Here is a 21,935-nt window from a genome sequence, read left to right as displayed (position 1 = left end):
TTTGGAGGAACTATGCTTGAATTAAAAAATATAAATAAGTCATATAAGATTAGAGCCGGTTTGGAGCAAAGGGTTCTTAAAGATTTAAACATTGTTTTCGGCGATAAGGGCTTGGTAAGTATCTTAGGCAGAAGCGGCGGCGGAAAGTCTACAATTTTAAATATAATCGGCGGTTTATGTAGTTTTGATTCCGGAGAGATTTTTTATAATAATAAAAAAATTGAAGACTATAACGAGTTCAGAAAAAATAAAATAGCCTTTGTGTTTCAAGACTTTAATTTAATAAACCATTTATCAAGTGAAGATAATATTATTGCAGGTATGACTGACAGTATTACCGGTAGTATAAAAGAACGGAAAGAACATTCCGTTTCTATATTAAAAAGTTTAAACATAGGAGAGTTTACAAAAAAGAAACCTACACAATTATCGGGCGGACAAAGACAAAGACTTGCAATTGCCCGAATGCTTGCAAAAGAGGTTGATATTATTTTGGCCGATGAAGCGACTTCAAGTTTGGATAAAAAAAATGCACACCATATAATGGATATTCTAAAAGATATCTCAAAAGAAAAGCTCGTGATCTTCGTAACACATGATAAAGAACTCGCTTATGAGTACAGCGACAGAATTATAAGTTTAATAGATGGACAAATTCTAAAGGATGAAAATATAACTAAGGATATAAACGCAGAATCAGGAAATTCAATTAAAAGCAAATTGAGTGTGCCGAAAAAAAATAACTCGTATAAGAAAAATACACGATACTTACCTTTGAAAAATTTAAAAGGGCGGGCGAAGGCTAGTATCAGGAACATAATAATCATAGGCCTTATTTTTCTTTCTATATTGTTTTCAATTTTTATGGAATCAGATTATTTTAAGAACTATATGCATGATATCTATCTTCAAGAAGGTATCAAAACAAGTGTTTTGGATGTTGTAAAAGAAAAGCTAAGTGATGAAACTCTTGTCGAAAAATTAAATATGCAATACAAAGAGCTTCCCAATATTGAACATTGTTCCTATACATATAATACAAGAATAAAAATTGCAGGTTCAAATTATATTGAAGGTCTTCAAGCTGGAAAGCCTGTTCTTTCATATACAAATCTGGAAGATATAAGCTCTAACGATTACTTTAAGAAAATAATAACTGCCGGACGTTTCCCCAAAAAAGCTGACGAAGTTCTTATGAGTTCATCGGGTGCAATAGCCTTGCTTAAAGAGCTTAAAATCGGCGGGGAAAGATTGGAAGATCAATTTAATACAGGCAAGCTTGATGATAAGTATGTTTTTAGTCTGGTTGAAAATGCTTTTTTCTTTGTGGCAGAATACCGTTTGCCTAAGATTAAAATAACAGGTCTTATCGACAGTACAAAAGTAAACGAAAAAGCTCACACGGTTTATTTTATAAACGGCTTTACAAATCTTTTTGAAATAAAAAAAGGCGGTTTATACAAACACGGCCTTAAACTATATAAAACAGATCTAAGCGCAGAAAAGCATACTGAACTTTTAAATGCCTTTAAAGAAAATAAAAAAATAAGAGTGAATGAAGTACATCAAAAACGAGTAAGTATAGCTTATAACAAGATAGCTTCTTTTTTTGACTTCTCAAGAATTTTACTTATACTGATATGCTCAGTTTCAATCTTGTCCTTAATTTCTATTTTTTACACTACTGTCTTAGAAAGAAAAAACGAGATCCGGATTTACCGCTCTTTGGCCTACACCAAAAAAGAAATCGTAAAAATCTTCTCTTTAGAAATATTTTATACAAGCTTGGTTTCTGCAACCTTTGCCGTAATAATTTTGACAGTTGTTTATTATAGGCTGGGGTAAGACTGTGTTTTTGAAAATTATTGTTTATATAAAATCTTGACAAATACTTCCGTTTTGCGTTAGTATATGTACCTATAAGAAGAAAATAAACATTTTAAGGAATTTGAAACGATAAGAATGTATTCTTATGCAAAATCGGTTTAAGATTCTTTTATAAGTAGAGTTGTATAATTACTCATTTTTGTCAATAAAAATTAAATCGGCTTAAAAACTTATTTAGAGGTACTTTTATGAATATTTTAGAAAACACGCTGAATTCGATTAAACCCGTTTCGGAAGAAGAGGGGAAGAAGGCTAAGCTTTTTTGGGACAGCCTTGCTCATCCGCCGGGCTCTTTGGGAGAGCTTGAAGAGATGACGGTCAGGCTTGCGAAAATCAAGGGGCTTGACAACCTAAAAATCGATAAAAAAATAACGGCTGTTTTTTGTGCCGATAACGGAGTCTATGCGGAGAAAATTACCTCCCAGCCCCAGATTACCACCTTCTTGCTTGCCGAGATTATGCACACCGGAAAGACGGGCTTAGGAGCAATTTCTAAATGGGCAGGAAGCAGCATCAGGGTTTACGATGTCGGGATGATAAAAACGAGTGAACGGAAAGATGTCATCAACAAAAAGATAAAATGCGGTACCGCAAATATAGCTCAATGCCCTGCGATGAGCCGCGAAGACTGCATCCGCATGATTGAAACCGGAATAGAGGCGGCCTTTAAAATAGCAGATGAGGGCTTCGATATTGCCGGAATAGGAGAACTCGGAATTTGCAATACCACCACAACGGCCGCCGTGCTTGCAGGTCTTTGCGGGGCAGATCCTGAGCTGACTGTAGGGCGCGGTGCTTCTACAACACAGGCTATGTATGAGCTTAAGATTAAGACAGTAAAAAAGGCAATCGAAATAAATGCTCCCAAAAAAGGGGATGCAGTAGACTGTATTTCTAAGGTCGGAGGCTTCGATATCGCTGCAATGTGCGGCTGCTACATAGGCCTTGCTGCCCGCGGACTTCCTGCCGTAATCGACGGTTATATTTCCGGCCTTGCAGCCCTCTGCGCCGTAAACTTAAATCCTCTTGTAAGGGATTACCTTTTTGCTTCTCATAAGTCGGAAGAAAAAGGGGCTAAGATATGCACGGCAGAGCTTGGTCTTGAGCCCGTTCTCGGTATGAAAATGAGGCTGGGCGAGGGAAGCGGCTGTCCCCTTATATTTAAGATGCTTGAAGGGGCTATTTTCACAATGCAAAATATGGGAAAATTTACCGAAACCATGATAGACGGGGCCGATTTGGTGGATATCAGGAAGTAGCATAATCCGCGGAATTCCCTATTGACTAATTCTTTTCTTTATAGTATTATGCGTTCTTACCCCTGTTTTCATTAAAATACGGGGTTTATATTGAAATTTTGGGTTAATCCCGGGAGGTTTACGTGGTAAAGATCAGACTTAAAAGACTCGGAACTAAAAAACGCCCTTATTATCGAATTGTTGTTCAGGATGCCAGAGAGCCCAGAAACGGCAAAACCATCGATGAAGTCGGCATTTATCATCCGATCGAAACGGCAGAAAATCAGATTTCTTTTGATGCCGATAAGGTTAGAAACTGGTTGGGAAAAGGCGCACAGCCCACCGACACGGTTAGACGCTTACTTAACAAAAAAAAATTCACTCTATAAGTGTAAAATCACTTGACAGGTGAAAAGGAAAACAAAATGCAAAAAGATTTAATAGAATACATTGCCAAATCCCTTGTTGACGATCCTTCCGCCGTAACGGTATCGGAAAGCGAAAACGAAAAGGGTACTGTCATAGAGCTTAAGGTAGCCTCCGGCGACATCGGCAAGGTAATCGGAAAGCAGGGAAGAATCGCAAAGTCGATCAGAACCTTGCTGAGCGCAAGTGCAGGAAAGTCGGGAAAGCGTTATTCGCTTGAAATTGTAGACTAATAATGGATTTGCTGGCAACAGGACGAATCCGTGGCACCTTCGGGGTCGAAGGATTTGTAAAAGTTGAAAGTTTTTCCGGGGAATATGAGCATTTTTTAGGATTTGACAGAGTTTTTTTAAGTATCCCGCAGGAAAAATTAAGAGAGCAAAAGTATAAAGATGGCTGGTTTGAAATTGAAGAAGTTAATTTGAGAAAGGCCGATGCTCTCATAAAATTTAAGGGGATAGACAGCCCCGAAGCCGCCAAGAGCTTGACGGGTTCGGAATTGTTTATTCCTAGGGACAAGGCCGCCCCCCTTGAGGAGGGTGAAGTTTATGTCCATGATCTTTGTAATTGTGATCTTGTATGCGAAGGAACTCTTGTTGGAAAAATAACAAGTGTAGCAGAAGGCGGAGGCGGTTACCTCTTAGAAATAGCCGGCAAAACCTCCGAGGCTGCTGCGGAATCGAGCTTTTATGTTCCCTTTAACAAGGAATTTATCGGAAAAATCGATTTAAAGGCTAAAACCGTGGAGCTCATGCACCGCTGGATTCTTGAATGAGATTCGATGTGCTGACCTTATTCCCCGAAATACCCGAAGCTTTTTTTAAAACTTCGATTATGGCTAAGGCTGTAGAAAAGGGAATTATTAGCTGCAACTTGGTGAACATCAGAGACTTTGCCTTTGACAAGCACCGCTCATGCGATGATATCGTTTACGGCGGGGGAGCCGGAATGTTGCTCTTACCGGAACCCTTAAGCCTCGCATTGGATTCGGTTAATGCTTCTTCTAAAAGAGTAATCTATGTTACTCCTTCCGGGAAGCCCTTTAACCAAGAGCTTGCAAAAGAGCTTTCTTTAGAAGAAGAGCTCGTCTTTGTCTGCGGAAGATACGAAGGCATCGATCAGAGAATTATCGACGAATATGTCGATGATGAAATCTCGGTCGGCGACTACGTTATGTCCTCAGGCGAGCTTGCTGCCCTGGTGATAATCGATGCGGTTTACCGCCTGATAGACGGAGTTATCTCCGGTGAGTCGCTTGAAGAGGAAAGTTTTTCGGGATTTTTGCTTGAGTATCCGCAATATACAAGGCCAAGGAATTTTAAGGGAAGAGAGGTTCCCGAAGTGCTCCTTTCAGGACACCACCTAAACATTCATAAGTGGAGGCTGAAAAAGCGTATCGAAAAGACGCTTAAAAACCGGCCCGAACTTATCGAAAAAGCAAGAAATTGCGGAATGTGGACAAAGGAAGCAGAAAAAATATTTAAGGAGTTTGAAAATGAGTGATCTTATTATGAAAATTGAAGCTCAGCAAAAGGCTGAAAACCCTCCCGTTTTCCGCGTAGGAGATACGGTTAAAGTTCACTTTAAAATCGTTGAAGGAAAGACCGAGCGAATTCAGGTTTATGAAGGCTTGGTAATCTGTTTTAAAAATTCCGGAATCGGAAGAACATTCACTGTACGAAAAAATTCTTATGGTGTAGGCGTTGAGCGCGTTTTCCCCCTTCATTCACCTCGAATTGCCAAGGTTGAAGTGGTACGCCCCGGAAAGGTACGCCGAGCCAAGCTTTACTATATCAGAGAGAAGGTAGGTAAGGCCGCTAAGATTAAAACCCTTATCACCAAAAAGAACTCATAGTTTTGAGTTTAAAATTTTAAATCAGCGAAAGACTTCGTGATTTATACGGACGGTACAAAACTTTTTTTTACCGCTTCAAGACGGGCTGACTCAGCTTCGATGAGCTTAAAAAACGGCGACATTGTAAATGCCAAAATTTTAAGCTTAAAGACGGATGGAGCAGCCCGTATTTTTTTTAACGGCCATATTTTTGAGGGGAATGTTTCAGGTGCTCTCAAAGAAGGCGACAGCCTTAAAATGCGGGTCATCATTGACTCTGACAGAGTTTTCCTCCTCCCCGAAAAAGGAAGCGAGACCTCTTCTTCAAAGGACATCTTTTCTAAACTGGGTCTCCCTCAAAACGAATTAATCTCAAATATTATCGCCTTTTTTACCGCAACTGAAACTCGTCTCGACGAAAAATCGATAAACCGTATTTTTAACTTTTTGCAAAAAAAAGCAGCTAAATCAAGTTTAAAAGAAAAAGAAAGAGGAGCCTTTGCCGCCTCCCTCATCGAAAGCAAGGGACTTGAACTTTCCGATGAGCTTTTTTCGCAAATCTATGCAGCTATTTTCGGCGGCGGCAGAGATAAAAATGACGATGAGGTCTTGGAGATGATAAACCATTTAAAAGGCGAAGGGCTCCATTGGATTATCCTTCCCTTTGAAAGAGAATTCGATTCTTCCAAGGCAGCAGGCTCCTTAGCCCTCTTGCTGGATATAGGCTTAAAAGAACTTAAGTCTCTGGTACTTAGGTGCAATTTTAAAAAAGAACCGTCCGGAGCGGATGAGTCTTGGATCTTTTCTTTGCATGATAAAGAGTTTACATTTATGCGTGAAGATGCTGAGCTTTCTAAAAAAGAAAAAGAGGATTTGGAAAAGCTTTTTACTTTTTGTTTAAAGGAGTCAGGTTTTTTCGATTCGGAAGCCGCCTCCGTTTTTGTCCGGTACGGAGAGCCGCCAAAATTCGATCCGCCTCCGTCAGTAGATTTAAGGGTGTGATATTTTGATAAGAAATTGCTCTGGTGTACAAGCTTCAATTCTTGCCTGCTTAAAATCAGACTTTGCTCTTGTTTTTTTTCCTTTTTTACTATATTATTACGGTATAATTTTTGCCTAAAACCGGCGGCTTTTTATGGAAATAACAGAACTTGAAAAACAAGTCTTAAAACAAGAATATCCGCAAGTGAGTCTTTCGGATGATCTTGATATTGAAAGATATTTTGAACTTAGAAAGACAGGGCATTTAAATGAAGCCCTTTTATTATATAACGGAAAACTAAAGCGCAAATACCCCGATGATTCTATGCGCTATGAACTGATGTCTTCATATAGGCAGAGATCGCATAGGTTTCAGGAATTGCTGACTGCAAATTTAATTCAGCTTGCTCAAAAAACCATCATGCAGATTAAGCAGGTAATAGGGTTTATTACCGAAAGAACGGCCAATCTTGATACAAATGATGTTTACAATGTTGTGCAGGAGTGTGAAAAAATAGTTTCGGCCGTTTCTTCCGACAGGTTTGCTTCGATTTCGTTTACCGAAAAATATGCGCGATATGCGGACATCATAGGTTTTAAACAGGCAGCTATGAAAAAATCGGCAGAGCTTATCCGCCTCTATGTTACCGATACCCTTTCATCGGTAAAGGCTTATCGTGATGAACAGGCTGAAATTTTGTCACGTCAAAAAAGAGAACGGGCTGCATACAAGCCTCCTAAGACCTTTGACTTTTCAAAAATTGTTTTTACAAAAGAACAAATAGATGCGATAATTATTTCTCCCGATATTAAACGGGTTGAAGATCAGGTCATTGCCTACACCTTAAAGTATTGGCCGGTTTATGCTGACGGAGGCTTTGAAAATATCGTTCTATTATACAGCCGAAAATATAAGACCAATAATTTTAATATTTTTCAAGCCGTAAAAATCGGAAGGTTTAGAAGCTGGAAGGATGAAGAAATTTTGCAGGCCGTTTTATTGAACCTTGTAAACGGTTACTACTACAGCATAAGCGGAGACCTTTATCTTCAAAGAGAGTGGGCTAGAGTAAAACTTTCGATAGAACCTGTAAAAAAAGAAGCAGAACTTTCCGATACGGCTCCTGATAAGGAAGCTCCTTTAAAAGAGAAGGCAAAACCGAAAAAAGAAAAAAAGACTCCCAATAAAAAGGCTGAAAAGAAAAGCCTGAAAAAAGTTTCAAAAAATTCGGAAGCTGCCGGGCAAAAAGATAATATTGCACAAAACAAAGAAACAGTTCAGTATAAAAAAGCAGAGGAAGTTAAAAAATCCGAAATCAAAAAAGAAAATCTTACAGAAGCTAAAAAAGAAGATCCGATTTTGAGCTCTTATTTTGAAAGGCCTAAACTTGAGACGAATCCTTCAGGCTCCATATCCGAAATGATTAAGACTATGAGAGGCGATAAATATCAAATTCACAAAGGCCTCTTTTTTGAAGGCATAAGACCTTCAATTCGAAAGGTGCTTGAAAGGTCCGCTGTTCAAAAGATTTCGATGTTCGGTAACGAGCAAAACGATGCCGAGAATTTTATCTACGATTTCTTTGATGAAAACTACGACAACCCTTACCAAAACTGGGGCATCTCAGATGAGAGGGTCCAAGTATTAAAATTAGGCTTCGATGTAAAGACTCTGGAACCGATTATAGCAGATTGGATTAAGGGACTTAAGTTTTAAAGAGAAACTATAGGAAACAGCGGAAGATTATGGAAAGCGGAGGTTAAAATATGGATTTTTTACGGAAGATGCCCATCGGCGTTCAAAGTTTTGAAAAACTGCGGAACGATAACTATTTTTATGTTGATAAAACCCGGTATTTGAATGAGTTGGTGCAAACATCATCGCCTTATTTTCTAAGCCGTCCCCGCCGCTTCGGGAAGAGCTTATTTCTTTCTACTCTCAAGGCGTACTTCTTAGGGCAAAAAGAATTGTTTAAGGGTTTATATATAGAAAAAGCCGAAGAAGAGCGGGCTGCGGCATCAAATACCGAAAGCTGGATTGAGTATCCCGTTTTCTATCTTGATTTTAATGTCGGAAAGTACACCGATAAAACTGCATTTGAAGAGCGGCTTCACTTGTTTTTACAAAATATTGAAAATGAATACGGAATAAAAGATGCGGAAAAAAATTCATTTGCTTCAAGGTTTGAAATTGCATTAAAAACCGCTTATGAAAAAACAGGAAAACAGGTAGTGGTGCTTGTTGACGAATACGATAAACCGCTTCTTCAAACTATGGGAAAAGATGAAGCCTTAAATGAAGAATACCGCAATGCACTGAAAGTCTTTTATTCCGTCTTAAAGAGTTCAGACCAATATATCCGCTTTGCATTTTTAACGGGTGTTACCAAGTTCAGCAAAATCAGTATTTTCAGCGACTTAAACAATTTGCGTGATATCAGCATGGAAGAAGATTACGGTGCCGTCTGCGGTATTACTCAAGCGGAGTTGGAACATAATTTTGCCCCTGAAATAAAAACATTAGAGGAAAAGTTTTCGTGTACGCATGAGGCAATGCTCGCAAAATTAAAAGCAAAATATGACGGCTATCTTTTTCACCCTGATAGTGAAAATGTGTATAACCCGTTTAGCCTTATCAATGCGTTTGCAAAAAAAGAACCGGGCAATTACTGGTTTGCCACCGGCACGCCGACCTTTTTGGTGGACTACTTAAAAGAAGCCCATTACAATATTCCCGATTTGGACGGCAAAGTTGAGTTAAATGAAAGTGGTCTTGAAACATATCGGGCTGCCGCAAAAGAACCTCTACCGATTTTGTTTCAGGCAGGATATTTAACGATAAAAGAATACATTGCAGAAGCCCGATTATACCGTTTAGGTTTTCCTAATGACGAAGTCCGCTACGGTTTTTTGGAGAATTTGATACCTGCATATACAGGGCTTCGTTTGAGCGATACCGGTATTTCCATTTGGGAATTTACCAAAGCCATCAGAGAGGGCAATGTGGACGATTTTATGGAACGGATAAAAGCGATTATCTCAGGTATTCCTTATGACAATTTAACTAAAAAAGATGCAAAGCTGCGTGAGCAAAATTATCAAACTGCCGTATATTTAGTGTTTGCTTTGATGGGACAATTTGTAGAAACGGAAGTGCATTGCTCCGCAGGCAGAGCGGATTGCATTGTGCAGACTGAAACGGCCGTTTATATTTTTGAATTTAAGCTCGGCGCTAAAGGGAGCCCGGATGAAGCAATCGCACAGATAAAAGAGAAAAACTATGCGGGTAAATACGCCTCATGCGGAAAACCGATTATGCTTATCGGAGCGAGCTTTGACGAACGGAAAAGAACGATAAAAGAGTGGAAAGCTGGTGGTATTTAAAGAAAAACCGAAACGCTCTACACCCTTCCCCGATAAGCAAAATACAATTTGTTATTCTTCTTCGATAACGAAGCCCTCACAGACAATCCTTTCCAAAGGATACTTTAATGCAGCGACCTTTTCATATACATCTTTGGTAGGAACTATTATCTTTTTACACCACGATCTTTTACAGTTAAAAGCATCATAGGCTATTTTTTCTATCGAAGCAGGTAATTTTATCTTTGCCTTTGTACATCCAAAAAAAGCCTTAAAACTTATATTTGTAAGATTTGAATTTGGGAATTTTGGGGGAAAAATAATCTTGACGGAATACGTATAAATGTGTATAATAAATTATGACATTCAAAGAAATGGAAAAAATAATAAAAAAAGACGGCTGGTATTTAGATTCAACAGTAGGGTCTCATTATCACTATTTACACAAGACTAAAAAAGGCAAGGTTACAATTCCATTTCATGGTAACAAAGATTTATCGAAGTTAGTTATAAACAGTATTTTAAAGCAAGCAGGCTTAAAGGAGTAGAAAATGTATTTATATCCGGCAATATTTTATAAAGACGAAACAGGCGGGTATTCCGTAGCTTTTTATGATTTTGAATTGGCTACTTGCGGTGATACACTGCAAGAAGCTTTTGTTATGGCAGAAGAGGCTTTAACCGGACGCATACATTTAATGCTAAAAGATAATGAAAAACTCCCTATACCGTCAGAGGTCTATAATATTAAAAAACCTAAAGAAGCGGAATTTATTACACTCATCAAAACGGACAGGAAATATCTAAAGAAAGATAAATCTCTTAGAAAGAATGTAACAATTCCCGAATGGCTTGCAGAAGCTGCCGAAACTGCCAATCTTAATTTTTCGCAGGAATTACAAAATGCCCTCAAAGCAAAATTGAAGGTTGGGGTGCAGCAGAAAATGTAATCAGCTTGGGCTTACAATAATAATTTTCCTCGAATGCCCTATAATCAAAGAAACATTCTGCTCCCTTATCAAAGAATTAACTTCCTGTAAAGTTTTTTCGGGGTTTAGTATATCGAGTGACGGAACAATAAGTTCAATTCCGTGCTTTTCCAATAGCATTTTTACTACTTGCCCCGTACTCGAATTTTTATCCGAATTAAGTTCGTGAATAAAGAGAGTTTTTTGCATACTGCATTTATTTTGAAGCCTTCTTTATTGACGGGATTTTTGTATCGCTGAATAAATGCTCATATAAGTCAAGAATATAATCCCGTTTATTATAATAAAAATCGGTAATTTAAAATTTATAAACATAAAAATTAAATTTGTTACCAGTATAATTACGTAAAATATACCCGATACAGTTTTTGTATTTAGGTTTGTTTTAGCATTCGGATGACTGATACCCATCATTAAAAATGAAATAATAGTCAATAAAATTCCTGTTGCTATTCCGAAAATAAGTTTGTATTCCGTATGAGCATAGTTATAAAACGCAAAGCCTATAATTACATTTATACCAATAGCAAGGATTGTTTGTACAATATTAATTTTTATTTTATCCATAAATTTTTCTCCTATAAAATTGTTAAATATTATGTTTTAGGCAGGGGCGGAGGAACAAGAGATACTAGCTTTAAAATCTCAGGTAGATTTGTTATATATTTATATTCCACACACCAAAACTTAGTAAGTATAATGTGTGGAATACATAAATACGCATTTTACTTACTTTATTTTATCTAATTTACTTTGAAAATAATCTGCTTCATTATTATTGCCCATAGATCTAAGTTTCATAATACCAAATTCCAGTTTTTCTTTTATAACTTTGAGAGTTTGCTTATCCTGAGCATTTCCAAATAATCCTCCTTTCAGTCCTGCCGCTCTACTTACAAGGTTATTTAAGGTAGATTGTATTTCATCTGAATTCCCCTCAATATTTAAATTAGAAATATCTTGACGTTCGTTGTCACTTTTTACAGCATCTTCACGTTTGGCTCGCTGCTTTTCAAGTTCAGCTATTTTTTCTGGAGATTCGCTGTTTGATATATTTAATAATCCTCCTCCTGAACGACTTTTAGACTTTCCTGAATTATTAGTCTCTTCTAATCTTTTACAGTCAGGGCAAATCTTAGGACCTCTAAAAATAAACCCTGCACCTGGTATTACGTCTTTTGCAAAATCTTTTAATCCTTCTGTCGGTGTCATATCATCATAATAAAAAGTTGCACCGCATTTTTTGCATTTGGATTTTTTCATAGTGTTATTCTCCTTTCGGCATCATTTAGCCTATGTTATTTGTTTATATCTGATACACAGGGTTTATTTAAAATTTTCCTTTGTACCCTGTATCTTTTATTTTTTTTCGTTCTTTTAGACCAAGTTTATCACATCCTGAAAAATTGTCATAAGTTTGCATTCTTAGCCATGGCTTTTTAGTATAACTAATACTTTTTTCTGGTATATTTACTGTAGTTAATTTTTTGCAATCTGCAAAAGCATAATCATCTATAAATTCAATACCATTACCAATTGTTATACTTTCCAACTCTTTACAATTTTTGAAAGCTGCATACCCTATTTCTTTTAAAGAGTCAGGTAAGATAAATGTTTTTATAGAAGTATTCATAAATGCACTACTATGAATTATTTCAATATTGTCTTGGAATGTTACAGATGTAAGTTTACAGCAATCTGAAAAAGAATTAACCCCTATTTCTTTCAGTGTTTGAGGGAATTTAATTTCTTTAACTCCAGTTTTTTCAAAGGCACCTAAAAATCCACTATCTTTTGTTCCTATTATTTCTAACTCTTCAGGCCACATTATATCACTTAAATTAATACATTGATAAAACATGCTGTCAGGAATTTTTTTTAGTTTTTTGGGAAATACAACTTTTTTTAAAGTCTTATTCTCATCAAAGCTATACTCGGTTCCTCCTAAAGATTTAGTAACAAAAGTTTTATCCGCATAAATTATTGTTATTGAATCAGGAAAAACTATAAATGTTATTGGAGCATTTGCAAAACCATCATAGCTATTTGCTGAAAATTCCAGAACTGGTAAGCCCTCAATTTCTGATGGAATTACAACATCTCCTCCTTTTCCACGATAACCTAAAATTATGACTCCGTCCCCGGCTTTATTTAAGTCGTACTTAAAATCGGATGCAGGGCTTTCTTTAGGGGCTTTTTGAGCAAACAAATTGCCCATGCTTAATACACTCATTAAAAAAATGAGAGATACAACACGCGAAACGAATCTTTTCTGTTTCATCTAAAACTCCTTTTGCAGTTTTTGAACTGCGAAATTAAATTTATTTAAACAAGGCATAATGTAATTTTTTGTGAGTTTATCTTTTGAGAAAAACCATGCAAAAAATACAGAGACCTTGTAAAAACCAAAAAATGAGAAAATTATAATATAAAAGGAAATTTTTAAAAGTTTAAAATAAGAATAAAATTTATTTTGAATTTTGTAATCTAAGTATAGAGATATTAGAACTAATAGAGAAAATGGGGAGGAGGGGGGGGGTAAACCTAGGCTAACATTTTCCTAATACCTTTATCCGTTAAATTTGAGGTGTGAGAAAAATTAAAGTGCAAGCCATTTAAAATTAATTTTACCATAGGCACAAGACTAGCATATACAGTCAAATTTGTCAAGTCTTGAATTTGGGGCAATCGCATCACAAAAGTTGAAAAATGGATAATAAATACTCATCATTAATCACACAAAGATTTTTTAAACTTTTTTTTAGACTTTTCAATCTTAAAAGTGATATATTATCACTAAGAGAAGAGTAATTTATGGAATTAAAACCGGAAGGAACAAATCAAAATCTTAAAAAAATTTTAAAAGAAGGTCTTATTTACAATATCGTATTGTTTTCTCCCAATAATCCCAAAATAGCACCGGGAGTTACCTATATTCCTTCACATGAAGAGATTCACAAGACTATTAAAAGCTCTTTAAAATGGAAGGCTTGTTGGTATAGTAATATAATTAAGAATGATGAGGAATGTTATATTTTATATAATTATACGCTGCCGCATCTGAGTTTTTATAGCTTTGTACAAAACTATAAAAAAGAATACTTTATTGTCGTTCAAAATGAATCTTCAGAATTAGTTTATTATCTTTATAAGGTTAAAGCTGAATATCCGCCATTTAAACTTACAAAAGAAGAACAAAAAGAATTAAAGCAACGGCAGTCCTTTGAGATCATATACAGTGGAAACTCTCTTAAGGATCTGCACACTTATCATAATGACAAGGATCTAAAACTGATAGAAGAAAAAGATGTAGCAGACGGAGCTTTTGCGTATACACAAAAAATAATGGAAATGTATTCTGAAGGTCCGGGGCTTTCTCTTAAAGAAGGAAAGGAAGATATAGCCGAGATGGTATCAACACAGCCAAAAGACTCGATGAGTTTATATTTTGAAAGAAACCGGGTTCAGTGGGGAGGTAAAGAACGCTGGCAGCGGAATGATAATGCTGAAGGATCACGATTGAAAATTTATCGTTTCGGATCAATGTGCTTTTTTTTAAATTTTTCTAAGAAAAAATGAGTTCTGTAAATAATTTATGTCAATAATCATTATAACAGAAACTAGAACATATCCTTGCAAAATCCATCTTTTTTTGATATACTCACTCCTCCTATGAATGAATTTACTGAAGGTCTTAATCCCGAACAGTTTAAAGCCGTTACGACAATTAACGGGCCCGTGCTTATAATTGCGGGAGCCGGTTCGGGGAAAACACGCGTTATCACTTTTAGAATTGCCCACATGCTCGACAAGGGAATTCCTCAGTCTCAGATTTTGGCCCTCACCTTTACCAACAAGGCTGCTAAGGAAATGGCGGATCGGGTAAAGGAACTCACAGGTAAAAAACTTCAAAACCTGACCGTGAGCACCTTTCACGCCTTTGGAGTCAAGGTCCTGCGTGCCCATATCGACAAAATAGGCTGGAGGAGCAACTTCAGTATTTATGACGAAACCGACCGCAATCAGCTGATTAAAGAATGCGGAAGGGAGCTTAAATTTTCGGCGGATGCCTTGGATGTTTACAAGGTAGGTATTCTTTTTTCAAACATCAAAATGGGAAGAAAGGATTGGACAAACGAGCACGATTCTTACAAGGCTCTTTATAAAGAATATCAGGAAGGGCTTAAACTTTACAATGCCGTAGACTTTGACGACCTTATAATGCTCCCCATAAAAATATTTAAAGAGCACCCCGAGGTCTTGGCGGAATACCGCGAAAGATACCAATATATAATGGTTGACGAATTTCAGGACACAAGTACACAACAATATAATTTTATGAAGCTAATCGCCGACAAAAATATCTGCGTGGTAGGAGATGACGATCAATCTATTTATTCGTGGAGGGGGGCGAGCTTTGAAAATATCCGCACCTTTGAAAAAGACTTCCCCGAAATGGTTGAAATAAAACTTGAGCAAAACTACCGCTCCACGGGCACAATCTTGGCCGCCGCAAACGGGGTAATTTCTCATAACGTAAACCGCAAGGTTAAGGCTCTTTGGTCGGAAAAAGATTCGGGCCGGCCCATCGAAATTTTTATTCCCGAAAACGAAGCTGCTGAAGCCGACTTTATTTCGGACATGATTTTAAGCTTAAAGCAAAGGGAAGGCTTTAAATATTCCGACTTCGGAGTTTTAATCAGAGCCAACAGTTTGAGCCGCCCCTTGGAAGAATCCTTTTTGGAAGTAAACATTCCTTATAGAATGTCGGGAGGAACGAGCTTTTTTCAGCGTAAGGAAATAAAAGACCTTATAAGCTATCTGCGTGTGGTTGCAAACCCTGACGATGATGTAAACCTCTTGCGCATTATAAACACGCCGAGGCGGGGTATAGGCAAAAAAACTCTCGAAACCCTTTCGGCCCTTGCAACCGAAAACGCCTGCTCGATGCGGAGTGCAATCCGCCTCCTCCTTGAAAATCCTCCTGAGGACATGAGGGGAAAGAGCATCGAGGACTTAAAAGAATTTGCCGAGCTTATAAGTGCACACCGTACTCAGCTTCTTTCGGGGAAGGGCCTTGCTCAAAAGGTTAGAAAACTTTTGGACGACATCGCCTATAACGAATACCTTATTGCCGAATACCAAAAAAGCGAAAAGGCTGCTCAATTTAAAATGATGAATATCGAAAGTTTTTTGCACTCGATGGACGATTGGGAAAACAATCCCGACAATTGGGACGCAAGCCTTTACGATTATCTTAACCGCATTACCCTTTTAACCCGCGATGATACTGAAGAAGATAAGGGTGAGGTAAACATTATGACCATTCATTCTTCAAAGGGCTTGGAGTTTCCTGTGGTTTTTATTGCGGGTGCCGAGGACGGCCTTATTCCCCATGCGCGGAGTGTTGAAGAAAATGACGGAGATGTCGAAGAGGAGCGCCGCCTTTTCTATGTGGCCATCACCAGAGCCCAACAAAAACTTTTTATCACAAGCTGCAGGCAAAGACGGAAACAGGGAGGAATCGCCGAATGCGCTCCCTCTCCCTTTTTGGATGAAATTCCTGCCGACCTCGTCGAATACCACGAGCCCGATGCCCAAGCCGAAGAAGAACGCATCGCCGATATCTTCAGCCAAATGAAAAAAAAGTTTTCGATGTAGGGAAGGTTAGTTTATTTTCTTGTGAGGAAGTTTCTGAGAGTATAGTTTTATTGCCAACTTTGTATTTTTCTGTTATACTGTATTTATGAGTACACGCAAAATGCCTATCGGCGTTCAAAGTTTTGAAGTTATAAGAAAAGAAAATTTTGTCTACATAGACAAAACGGAGCTTGTTTGGAAATTAATAAATGCAAGCCGTGTTCATTTTTTAAGCCGTCCGCGCCGCTTCGGGAAAAGTCTCCTTCTTTCCACATTAAAGGCCTATTTCCTCGGTCAAAAAGAACTATTTAAGGGCTTGGCTATCGAAAAGCTTGAAGAGGGTGAAAAGGAAAAAAGAGAAATATGGCAGAAGTATCCAGTGTTCTGCCTTGACTTTAATCTTTCAAAATACGAAACAAGGGAGGACTTGGAAGAGCTTTTAAATGTAAACCTTTCTTTATGGGAAAAAGAATATGGAACAGAAAAGTCCGAAACCGCTTTTTCAAGCCGCTTTGCAGGCCTTATCCGCCGGGCCTATGAAAAAACGGGTAAGCAGGTTGCCGTTCTCATAGATGAATACGATAAACCTCTCCTTCAAACAATGTGGAAGGATGAAACCCTAAACGAAACCTACCGCACAATACTTAAAGGCTTTTACGGCGTTATTAAAAGTTCCGATCAATATGTCCGCTTTGCCTTTTTAACGGGAGTTACAAAGTTCAGTAAGGTAAGCATATTCAGCGATTTAAACAATCTGCGGGATTTAAGCCTCTTGTCCGATTATTCTGCTATATGTGGCATTTCCCAAGAAGAACTTGAAGCAGGCTTCCTCCCTGAAATTGAAGCCCTCGCAGAAAAAAATGACTTGAGCTATGAGGAAACTCTTACAAAATTAAAGCAAAGATATGACGGCTATAAATTTTCTGAAGACGGAAAAAATATGTATAATCCTTTTAGCTTGTTAAATGTTTTTGCTGACGGAAAAATGCGGGATTATTGGTTTGCAACGGGAACTCCTACTTTTTTGGTGGAATATTTAAAAAAGGCCTATTATAATATTCCCGACCTTGACGGAAATGTAAAAATGAACGAGGCCGGTTTGGAAACTTATAGGGCAGAAGCTCTCAATCCCTTGCCCATACTCTTCCAAGCGGGCTATCTTACGATTAAAGACTATAATGATTTTTCTCGTCTTTACCGTTTAGGTTTTCCGAATGAAGAAGTGCGCTACGGATTTTTGGATAATTTACTGCCTGCCTATACCCCGATAAGAACCGATAAAACCGGGCTTTCTATTTGGGAATTTTATGAACAAATCGAGGCCGGAGATGTAGAAGGTTTTATGCAAAAGATGAGGGGAATAATTTCGGGTATTCCGTACGATAACTTAACGGAAAAAGATCTTGCCCTACGTGAGCAAAACTATCAAACGGCTGTTTATCTTGTCTTCGCTCTTATGAACCAATTTGTGCAAACTGAAGTTCATTGTGCAACAGGCAGAGCCGACTGTGTTATTGAATTTAAAGACAAGGTCTATATCTTCGAGTTTAAGCTTGCATCAAACGGAACAGCTGAAGATGCTCTACAGCAAATCAAAGAGAAAGGCTATGCCGATAAATATTCAGGAAGCGGTAAAAAGATAATAGCCGTGGGTTCAAGCTTTGATGAAGAAAAGAGAACTATCAAGGATTGGGCCGTCTCCCCCTTTACATAAGCCCTCAAAAGTGTTAGGCTCTTTCTCGTAAAAACTTAACACTTTTATGGAGGCTCTATGCACTATCTTGAAAGATTTAAAAAATATATTTCGATGGACACCAAGTCCAACGAAGAAAATGAATGTTGTCCCAGCACTCCCGGGCAGCTTGAACTTGGAAAATATCTTGTAAAGGAGTTGACCGATATGGGCTTAAAGGCCGAGCAGGACAAGCACGGCTATGTTTATTCGTCCCTCCCTGCAAACACCGATAAAAAGGTTCCCGCAATCGGCTTTATCGCCCACATGGATACGGCTCCCGACTTGGACGGAAAATGTGTCAATCCTAAGGTCTTTGTATATAAGGGCGGGGATATTAAACTCAACGATGAGTACACAATGACTGTCAAAGATTTTCCCTTCTTAAAAGAGCTTGAAGGACAGGAGATTATCACAACCGATGGAACAACTCTTTTGGGTGCCGACGATAAGGCGGGCATCACGATTATCATGGGGGCTATAGAATATCTTTTGGCTCATCCCGAAATTAAACACGGCGAAATAAAAATCGGCTTTACCCCCGATGAAGAAATAGGAAGAGGAGCCGACCTCTTTGATGTAAAAAAATTCGGAGCGGACTTTGCTTACACTGTAGACGGCGGCCCCTTGGGTGAGCTTGAATACGAAAACTTTAATGCTGCAAGCGTTAAGATTGAGATTCAGGGAAAGAATGTGCATCCCGGTTCTGCAAAGAACACGATGATTAACTCTCTTTCTGCAGCGCGTGAATTGGAGAACATGCTTCCCGAAGAGCAAAAGCCGGAATACACCGAAGGCTATGAGGGTTTTATTCATTTAACCTCTATCGAAGGCTGCGTCGATTTTACAAAGATGTCCTACATTATCCGCGATCACTTTATGGAAAGCTTCCTTCATAAAAAAGAGCTGATGAAGGCTGCCGTCGATTTTTTAAATAAAAAATACGGCAACATAATCAAGATGGAGATGAAAGATTCCTATTACAACATGAAAGAAAAAATCGAGCTTCACATGGAAATAATCGAGCTTGCAAAAAAATCGATGGCCGATGTAGGTATCGAATCCCATATAGTTCCGATAAGGGGAGGAACAGACGGAGCCCGCCTTTCTTTTATGGGGCTTCCCTGTCCTAACCTTTTTGCAGGCGGCTATAATTTTCACGGCCGCTTCGAGCTCATCCCGACAAAATCGATCGAAAAGGGAATTGAGCTTGTTGTAAAAATTGCAGAGAACAACGCCAAGTAGTTCTTTTAGCTTAAAAGTTTTAACGAAAATGTTTAGCGGGTCAGGAGAAAAAAATCTTTTTGATTTTTCCTGTCCCGTTAAATTTAAAGGCCTAATGCCTGATCTTGTTTCTTATCCTGGTCGAAGTAACTTCCAAAATAATTGCCGTGCCGAAAATAAGATAGGATATAAAGCCGACCTCACTCATATTAAAGTTTAAGGAGCCTGCCATAAAAAGTTCGTAACCTATTCCTCCGGCTCCTGCAGCAGCACCCACGGCAACAGCGTTCCCGAAGTTAATCTCAAACCTAAAAAAGCTCCACGAAATTAAATTGTTTATTGAAGCAGGGAGAACTGCCTGACTTATAATTTCGATGTAGCTTGCCCCGCAGGCTTTTAAGGCTTCGATAGTTTTTTTGTCTATGCCGTCAAAGCTTTCCGAAAAACCTTTTACGAGGTAGGCCGTGCTGTGAAAGCTCATACCGAGGACGGCGGCTTCCGCTCCGATGTTTGCGGTTACCGAAAAAATTAAAACCCAAATAATGGTCGGCACCGAGCGGATAAGGGACATTGCGGTTCTTACGATTTTTACAAGATACTTGTTTGAAAGATTTTCCGAGGCGGCTATTCCTAAAAAGAAGGCAAGCACAATTCCGAATACTGTAGTTAAAAGGGCAAGGCTTAAACTTACCAAAAGAGAAAAAAAGATTTCCGCATAAGAATATTTTTGCGAGAGCTTTGGGTAAATAAATAAATCTTTTGAATATTCCGTAAATTGTAAAAAGGCTTTTTGAATTCCGTAGTCCGGCTTTTCGATTTTAAATAAGGTTATGATTGTAAGGCAGGATAAAAAGGTGAGCACAAGTAAAATTAAAAGCCTTTGTTTTGAGAATTTTTTTATCTTTATTTTTTTGTTTGTCTGTCTGATTTTTTTTGCTTGTTCAATCATAGAAGAATCCGCCTTATTTTATTTGAAAGAATGTCGATGAATAAAACTACGATTATCAGGCTAAAAATAATAAGGCCTGCGCTGTTATACCTGAAACTTTTAAAATAAAGATTAAATAAAAAACCGATTCCCGTTCCGGTTAGAATCCCTATGAGGGCCGAGTCCCTCACATTTGTTTCGATCGTATATAGGAGCCATGAAACAAGGCCGGGTGCTATGCTTGGGAAGACTGAATTAAAGAGGGCAGGAAAATACGGAACGCCTGCAGCACGCAGGGCTGTAAAAGACTCCTCGCTTGTTTCATCTATCATCTCCTTAAAAGCCCTTACAAGATGCCCGAAGGTAATTATAAAGAGGGCTAAAAAGCCGGTAAAGTTATTTTGTTTAAACGAAAACAATAAAAGCATGGCCCATGCAACAAGCGGAATGTTTCTTAAAAAAGAAGCTGCCAAGGTAAGGCCTATTTTAAAGGGTTTATTTATGCCTGTGGTTTCGGAACCGAGGAGGGCAAGTACAATTGCAAAAAAGGCCGCTGCCGTAGTTGCCGAGGCTGCTATCACGCAGGTTTCGCCCAAGGTCTTTATTATAACCGGAGTGTGTTTTAAACTTTCACTGTCGGGGATAAAGTTTTTTATAAGCCAACCTATCGCAAGCGGAAATTTAAAAATTGCTCTAAGGTCTTTAAAGCCCGTTATATTCGCCGCAAAGTAATAAATTAAAATAAGGCTTAAAAGAATACAAATTGCTTTTAGTTTTTTTCTTGCAAAAAATATCTGCTTTTTTTCCCAAGAGTATGAGGCCGTTTTTTTATGATAATGCCTTCTATGCCTTTTTTCTTCTGCGTGAATTTTTAAATCGAACTTCATAAAGTCTTTTCTCCGCTGCATGTAGAAGAATTTGTAAAAATTTCTTTATGGAGGATTTCGTCATTTAAGGAATCAGGCCTTCCGTCAAAAACTATTTTGCCGCTATTGAAGGCTATTATTCTATCCGCATATTTTTTTGCGGCCTCCATTTGGTGAAGACTTATAAGGCAGGCTATTTTTTTTGTTACTGCAAATTCTTTAATATAGTTTAAAACTATTTCTGCAGACTGGGGATCGAGGGAGGCTATGGGTTCATCGCATAATAAAAGTTTCGGGTTTTGCATTAGGGCCCTTGCAATGCCTATCCTTTGCTTTTGGCCGCCGCTTAATTCGCTGCATCTTTGAAAGGCAAAGTCTTCCATGCCCACCGTCTTTAAAAGGGCAAAGGCTCTTTCTTTTTCTTCTTCGGTATAAAGGCCTAAGGCTCCGCGGTAGGACGGAATTGAACCGAGGCAGCCGTGGAGGACGTTTTCGACGGCATTAAGCCTCTCGACCAGATTATAGTTTTGAAAAATCATTCCTATCTTTGAGCGGTATTGTCTTAATGTTTTTCCTTTGAGTCTGTTTATTTTTTCTCCCAAAAAAATCACTTCCCCCTCATCCGGCTCAACCAAGCGGTTTATACATCGCAGCATCGTGGATTTTCCGGCGCCGGAGAGCCCTATTATTGCGGCAATTTCTCCTTCTTCTATTTTAAAAGAAATGCTTTGCAAGGCTCTTCGTCCTGAAGGATAAGTTTTTGAAATATTTTTAAGTTCAAGAATCACAAGGCTGACCTCCAAAAAAAATTAAAGACTCTTCCTAAG

24 protein-coding genes are annotated in these 21,935 nt (G+C 38.2%); 17 read left to right on the top strand and 7 right to left on the bottom strand.

What is annotated here, in order from left to right:
• Positions 1 to 12 precede the first annotated feature (12 nt).
• From E4O04_RS12370 to E4O04_RS12310, 13 genes are all read left to right on the top strand, one after another.
• Positions 13 to 1,845 carry an ABC transporter ATP-binding protein/permease gene (locus tag E4O04_RS12370; protein WP_253708348.1) on the top strand — a complete coding sequence of 611 codons (1,833 nt, stop codon included), beginning with the start codon at positions 13 to 15 and terminating at the stop codon, positions 1,843 to 1,845.
• A gap of 230 nt (positions 1,846 to 2,075) precedes the next feature.
• Complete coding sequence (gene cobT, locus E4O04_RS12365; protein WP_253708347.1) at positions 2,076 to 3,146, top strand: nicotinate-nucleotide--dimethylbenzimidazole phosphoribosyltransferase; 1,071 nt, start codon at positions 2,076 to 2,078, stop codon at positions 3,144 to 3,146.
• A 122-nt stretch (positions 3,147 to 3,268) separates the two neighbouring features.
• On the top strand, positions 3,269 to 3,514 hold the full coding sequence (gene rpsP, locus E4O04_RS12360) for a 30S ribosomal protein S16 (protein ID WP_253708346.1): 246 nt from the start codon (positions 3,269 to 3,271) through the stop codon (positions 3,512 to 3,514).
• A gap of 36 nt (positions 3,515 to 3,550) precedes the next feature.
• Positions 3,551 to 3,784: a KH domain-containing protein gene (locus E4O04_RS12355; protein WP_002670215.1), complete on the top strand. Its 234-nt coding sequence runs from the start codon at positions 3,551 to 3,553 to the stop codon at positions 3,782 to 3,784.
• A 2-nt stretch (positions 3,785 to 3,786) separates the two neighbouring features.
• Positions 3,787 to 4,326, top strand: coding sequence for a ribosome maturation factor RimM (gene rimM / locus E4O04_RS12350; RefSeq protein ID WP_253686947.1), 540 nt, complete (start codon positions 3,787 to 3,789; stop codon positions 4,324 to 4,326).
• Entirely contained in the window at positions 4,323 to 5,054 is a 732-nt protein-coding gene (gene trmD / locus E4O04_RS12345; protein WP_253708345.1) for a tRNA (guanosine(37)-N1)-methyltransferase TrmD, read from the top strand. The genes rimM and trmD overlap by 4 nt, the downstream gene beginning before the upstream one ends.
• On the top strand, positions 5,047 to 5,406 hold the full coding sequence (gene rplS / locus E4O04_RS12340) for a 50S ribosomal protein L19 (protein WP_253686949.1): 360 nt from the start codon (positions 5,047 to 5,049) through the stop codon (positions 5,404 to 5,406). Before trmD ends, rplS begins: the two co-directional genes overlap by 8 nt.
• A gap of 36 nt (positions 5,407 to 5,442) precedes the next feature.
• Complete coding sequence (locus E4O04_RS12335; RefSeq protein ID WP_253708344.1) at positions 5,443 to 6,387, top strand: hypothetical protein; 945 nt, start codon at positions 5,443 to 5,445, stop codon at positions 6,385 to 6,387.
• A gap of 133 nt (positions 6,388 to 6,520) precedes the next feature.
• Positions 6,521 to 8,083, top strand: coding sequence for a hypothetical protein (locus E4O04_RS12330; RefSeq protein ID WP_253708342.1), 1,563 nt, complete (start codon positions 6,521 to 6,523; stop codon positions 8,081 to 8,083).
• Positions 8,084 to 8,133: 50 nt separating this feature from the next.
• Positions 8,134 to 9,750, top strand: a complete 1,617-nt coding sequence (locus E4O04_RS12325; protein WP_253708341.1) for an ATP-binding protein — start codon at positions 8,134 to 8,136, stop codon at positions 9,748 to 9,750.
• Entirely contained in the window at positions 9,740 to 9,940 is a 201-nt protein-coding gene (locus E4O04_RS12320; protein ID WP_253708339.1) for a hypothetical protein, read from the top strand. Before E4O04_RS12325 ends, E4O04_RS12320 begins: the two co-directional genes overlap by 11 nt.
• A gap of 148 nt (positions 9,941 to 10,088) precedes the next feature.
• Complete coding sequence (locus tag E4O04_RS12315; RefSeq protein WP_002683429.1) at positions 10,089 to 10,277, top strand: type II toxin-antitoxin system HicA family toxin; 189 nt, start codon at positions 10,089 to 10,091, stop codon at positions 10,275 to 10,277.
• Positions 10,278 to 10,280: 3 nt separating this feature from the next.
• Complete coding sequence (locus tag E4O04_RS12310; RefSeq protein WP_253708336.1) at positions 10,281 to 10,679, top strand: type II toxin-antitoxin system HicB family antitoxin; 399 nt, start codon at positions 10,281 to 10,283, stop codon at positions 10,677 to 10,679.
• Here E4O04_RS12310 and E4O04_RS12305 read toward each other — a convergent pair whose 3' ends face one another.
• From E4O04_RS12305 to E4O04_RS12290, 4 genes are all read right to left on the bottom strand, one after another.
• Positions 10,680 to 10,907: a hypothetical protein gene (locus tag E4O04_RS12305; protein ID WP_253708334.1), complete on the bottom strand. Its 228-nt coding sequence runs from the start codon at positions 10,905 to 10,907 to the stop codon at positions 10,680 to 10,682.
• 24 nt (positions 10,908 to 10,931) lie between these two features.
• Positions 10,932 to 11,285, bottom strand: a complete 354-nt coding sequence (locus tag E4O04_RS12300; RefSeq protein ID WP_253708332.1) for a hypothetical protein — start codon at positions 11,283 to 11,285, stop codon at positions 10,932 to 10,934.
• Positions 11,286 to 11,447: 162 nt separating this feature from the next.
• Entirely contained in the window at positions 11,448 to 11,981 is a 534-nt protein-coding gene (locus E4O04_RS12295) for a hypothetical protein (protein WP_253708331.1), read from the bottom strand.
• A 67-nt stretch (positions 11,982 to 12,048) separates the two neighbouring features.
• Positions 12,049 to 12,999, bottom strand: coding sequence for a leucine-rich repeat domain-containing protein (locus E4O04_RS12290; protein ID WP_253708329.1), 951 nt, complete (start codon positions 12,997 to 12,999; stop codon positions 12,049 to 12,051).
• Positions 13,000 to 13,532: 533 nt separating this feature from the next.
• Between E4O04_RS12290 and E4O04_RS12285 the strand changes: the two genes are divergently transcribed.
• The 4 genes from E4O04_RS12285 to pepT all read left to right on the top strand — a co-directional run bounded on the left by E4O04_RS12285 (position 13,533) and on the right by pepT (position 19,335).
• Positions 13,533 to 14,297 carry a hypothetical protein gene (locus tag E4O04_RS12285; RefSeq protein WP_253708327.1) on the top strand — a complete coding sequence of 255 codons (765 nt, stop codon included), beginning with the start codon at positions 13,533 to 13,535 and terminating at the stop codon, positions 14,295 to 14,297.
• 93 nt (positions 14,298 to 14,390) lie between these two features.
• Entirely contained in the window at positions 14,391 to 16,379 is a 1,989-nt protein-coding gene (locus tag E4O04_RS12280; protein WP_253708325.1) for an ATP-dependent helicase, read from the top strand.
• Between the two features lie 85 nt (positions 16,380 to 16,464).
• On the top strand, positions 16,465 to 18,072 hold the full coding sequence (locus E4O04_RS12275) for an ATP-binding protein (RefSeq protein ID WP_253708324.1): 1,608 nt from the start codon (positions 16,465 to 16,467) through the stop codon (positions 18,070 to 18,072).
• Between the two features lie 57 nt (positions 18,073 to 18,129).
• The gene (gene pepT, locus E4O04_RS12270) at positions 18,130 to 19,335 is read left to right on the top strand and encodes a peptidase T (RefSeq protein ID WP_253708322.1); all 1,206 of its coding nucleotides are present in this window, start codon (positions 18,130 to 18,132) and stop codon (positions 19,333 to 19,335) included.
• A 91-nt stretch (positions 19,336 to 19,426) separates the two neighbouring features.
• Here the strand turns inward: pepT and E4O04_RS12265 are convergent, their stop codons facing one another.
• From E4O04_RS12265 to phnC, 3 genes are read right to left on the bottom strand one after another with little or no spacing between them, the layout of a single operon-like run.
• Positions 19,427 to 20,263 carry a PhnE/PtxC family ABC transporter permease gene (locus E4O04_RS12265; protein WP_253686955.1) on the bottom strand — a complete coding sequence of 279 codons (837 nt, stop codon included), beginning with the start codon at positions 20,261 to 20,263 and terminating at the stop codon, positions 19,427 to 19,429.
• Positions 20,260 to 21,129: an ABC transporter permease subunit gene (locus E4O04_RS12260; protein WP_253686956.1), complete on the bottom strand. Its 870-nt coding sequence runs from the start codon at positions 21,127 to 21,129 to the stop codon at positions 20,260 to 20,262. Before E4O04_RS12260 ends, E4O04_RS12265 begins: the two co-directional genes overlap by 4 nt.
• Positions 21,126 to 21,896, bottom strand: a complete 771-nt coding sequence (gene phnC, locus E4O04_RS12255) for a phosphonate ABC transporter ATP-binding protein (protein ID WP_253686957.1) — start codon at positions 21,894 to 21,896, stop codon at positions 21,126 to 21,128. Before phnC ends, E4O04_RS12260 begins: the two co-directional genes overlap by 4 nt.
• Between the last annotated feature and the right edge of the window lie 39 nt (positions 21,897 to 21,935).

Origin of the sequence: Treponema sp. OMZ 799, assembly GCF_024181365.1 — a bacterium.
In the GTDB taxonomy this organism is placed as follows: Bacteria; Spirochaetota; Spirochaetia; order Treponematales; family Treponemataceae; genus Treponema_B.
The sequence above is the reverse complement of the archived record's forward strand: the minus strand, read 5'-3'. Positions and strand labels throughout refer to the sequence as shown.

Bases quoted from the DNA above. Each gene is read 5' to 3' on its own strand.
- E4O04_RS12370 (WP_253708348.1), top strand. From the start codon at position 13: ATGCTTGAATTAAAAAATATAAATAAGTCATATAAGATTAGAGCCGGT.
- cobT (WP_253708347.1), top strand. From the start codon at position 2,076: ATGAATATTTTAGAAAACACGCTGAATTCGATTAAACCCGTTTCGGAA.
- E4O04_RS12355 (WP_002670215.1), top strand. From the start codon at position 3,551: ATGCAAAAAGATTTAATAGAATACATTGCCAAATCCCTTGTTGACGAT.
- rimM (WP_253686947.1), top strand. From the start codon at position 3,787: ATGGATTTGCTGGCAACAGGACGAATCCGTGGCACCTTCGGGGTCGAA.
- trmD (WP_253708345.1), top strand. From the start codon at position 4,323: ATGAGATTCGATGTGCTGACCTTATTCCCCGAAATACCCGAAGCTTTT.
- rplS (WP_253686949.1), top strand. From the start codon at position 5,047: ATGAGTGATCTTATTATGAAAATTGAAGCTCAGCAAAAGGCTGAAAAC.
- E4O04_RS12330 (WP_253708342.1), top strand. From the start codon at position 6,521: ATGGAAATAACAGAACTTGAAAAACAAGTCTTAAAACAAGAATATCCG.
- E4O04_RS12325 (WP_253708341.1), top strand. From the start codon at position 8,134: ATGGATTTTTTACGGAAGATGCCCATCGGCGTTCAAAGTTTTGAAAAA.
- E4O04_RS12315 (WP_002683429.1), top strand. From the start codon at position 10,089: ATGACATTCAAAGAAATGGAAAAAATAATAAAAAAAGACGGCTGGTAT.
- E4O04_RS12310 (WP_253708336.1), top strand. From the start codon at position 10,281: ATGTATTTATATCCGGCAATATTTTATAAAGACGAAACAGGCGGGTAT.
- E4O04_RS12305 (WP_253708334.1), bottom strand. From the start codon at position 10,907: ATGCAAAAAACTCTCTTTATTCACGAACTTAATTCGGATAAAAATTCG.
- E4O04_RS12300 (WP_253708332.1), bottom strand. From the start codon at position 11,285: ATGGATAAAATAAAAATTAATATTGTACAAACAATCCTTGCTATTGGT.
- E4O04_RS12295 (WP_253708331.1), bottom strand. From the start codon at position 11,981: ATGAAAAAATCCAAATGCAAAAAATGCGGTGCAACTTTTTATTATGAT.
- E4O04_RS12290 (WP_253708329.1), bottom strand. From the start codon at position 12,999: ATGAAACAGAAAAGATTCGTTTCGCGTGTTGTATCTCTCATTTTTTTA.
- E4O04_RS12285 (WP_253708327.1), top strand. From the start codon at position 13,533: ATGGAATTAAAACCGGAAGGAACAAATCAAAATCTTAAAAAAATTTTA.
- E4O04_RS12280 (WP_253708325.1), top strand. From the start codon at position 14,391: ATGAATGAATTTACTGAAGGTCTTAATCCCGAACAGTTTAAAGCCGTT.
- E4O04_RS12275 (WP_253708324.1), top strand. From the start codon at position 16,465: ATGAGTACACGCAAAATGCCTATCGGCGTTCAAAGTTTTGAAGTTATA.
- pepT (WP_253708322.1), top strand. From the start codon at position 18,130: ATGCACTATCTTGAAAGATTTAAAAAATATATTTCGATGGACACCAAG.
- E4O04_RS12265 (WP_253686955.1), bottom strand. From the start codon at position 20,263: ATGATTGAACAAGCAAAAAAAATCAGACAGACAAACAAAAAAATAAAG.
- E4O04_RS12260 (WP_253686956.1), bottom strand. From the start codon at position 21,129: ATGAAGTTCGATTTAAAAATTCACGCAGAAGAAAAAAGGCATAGAAGG.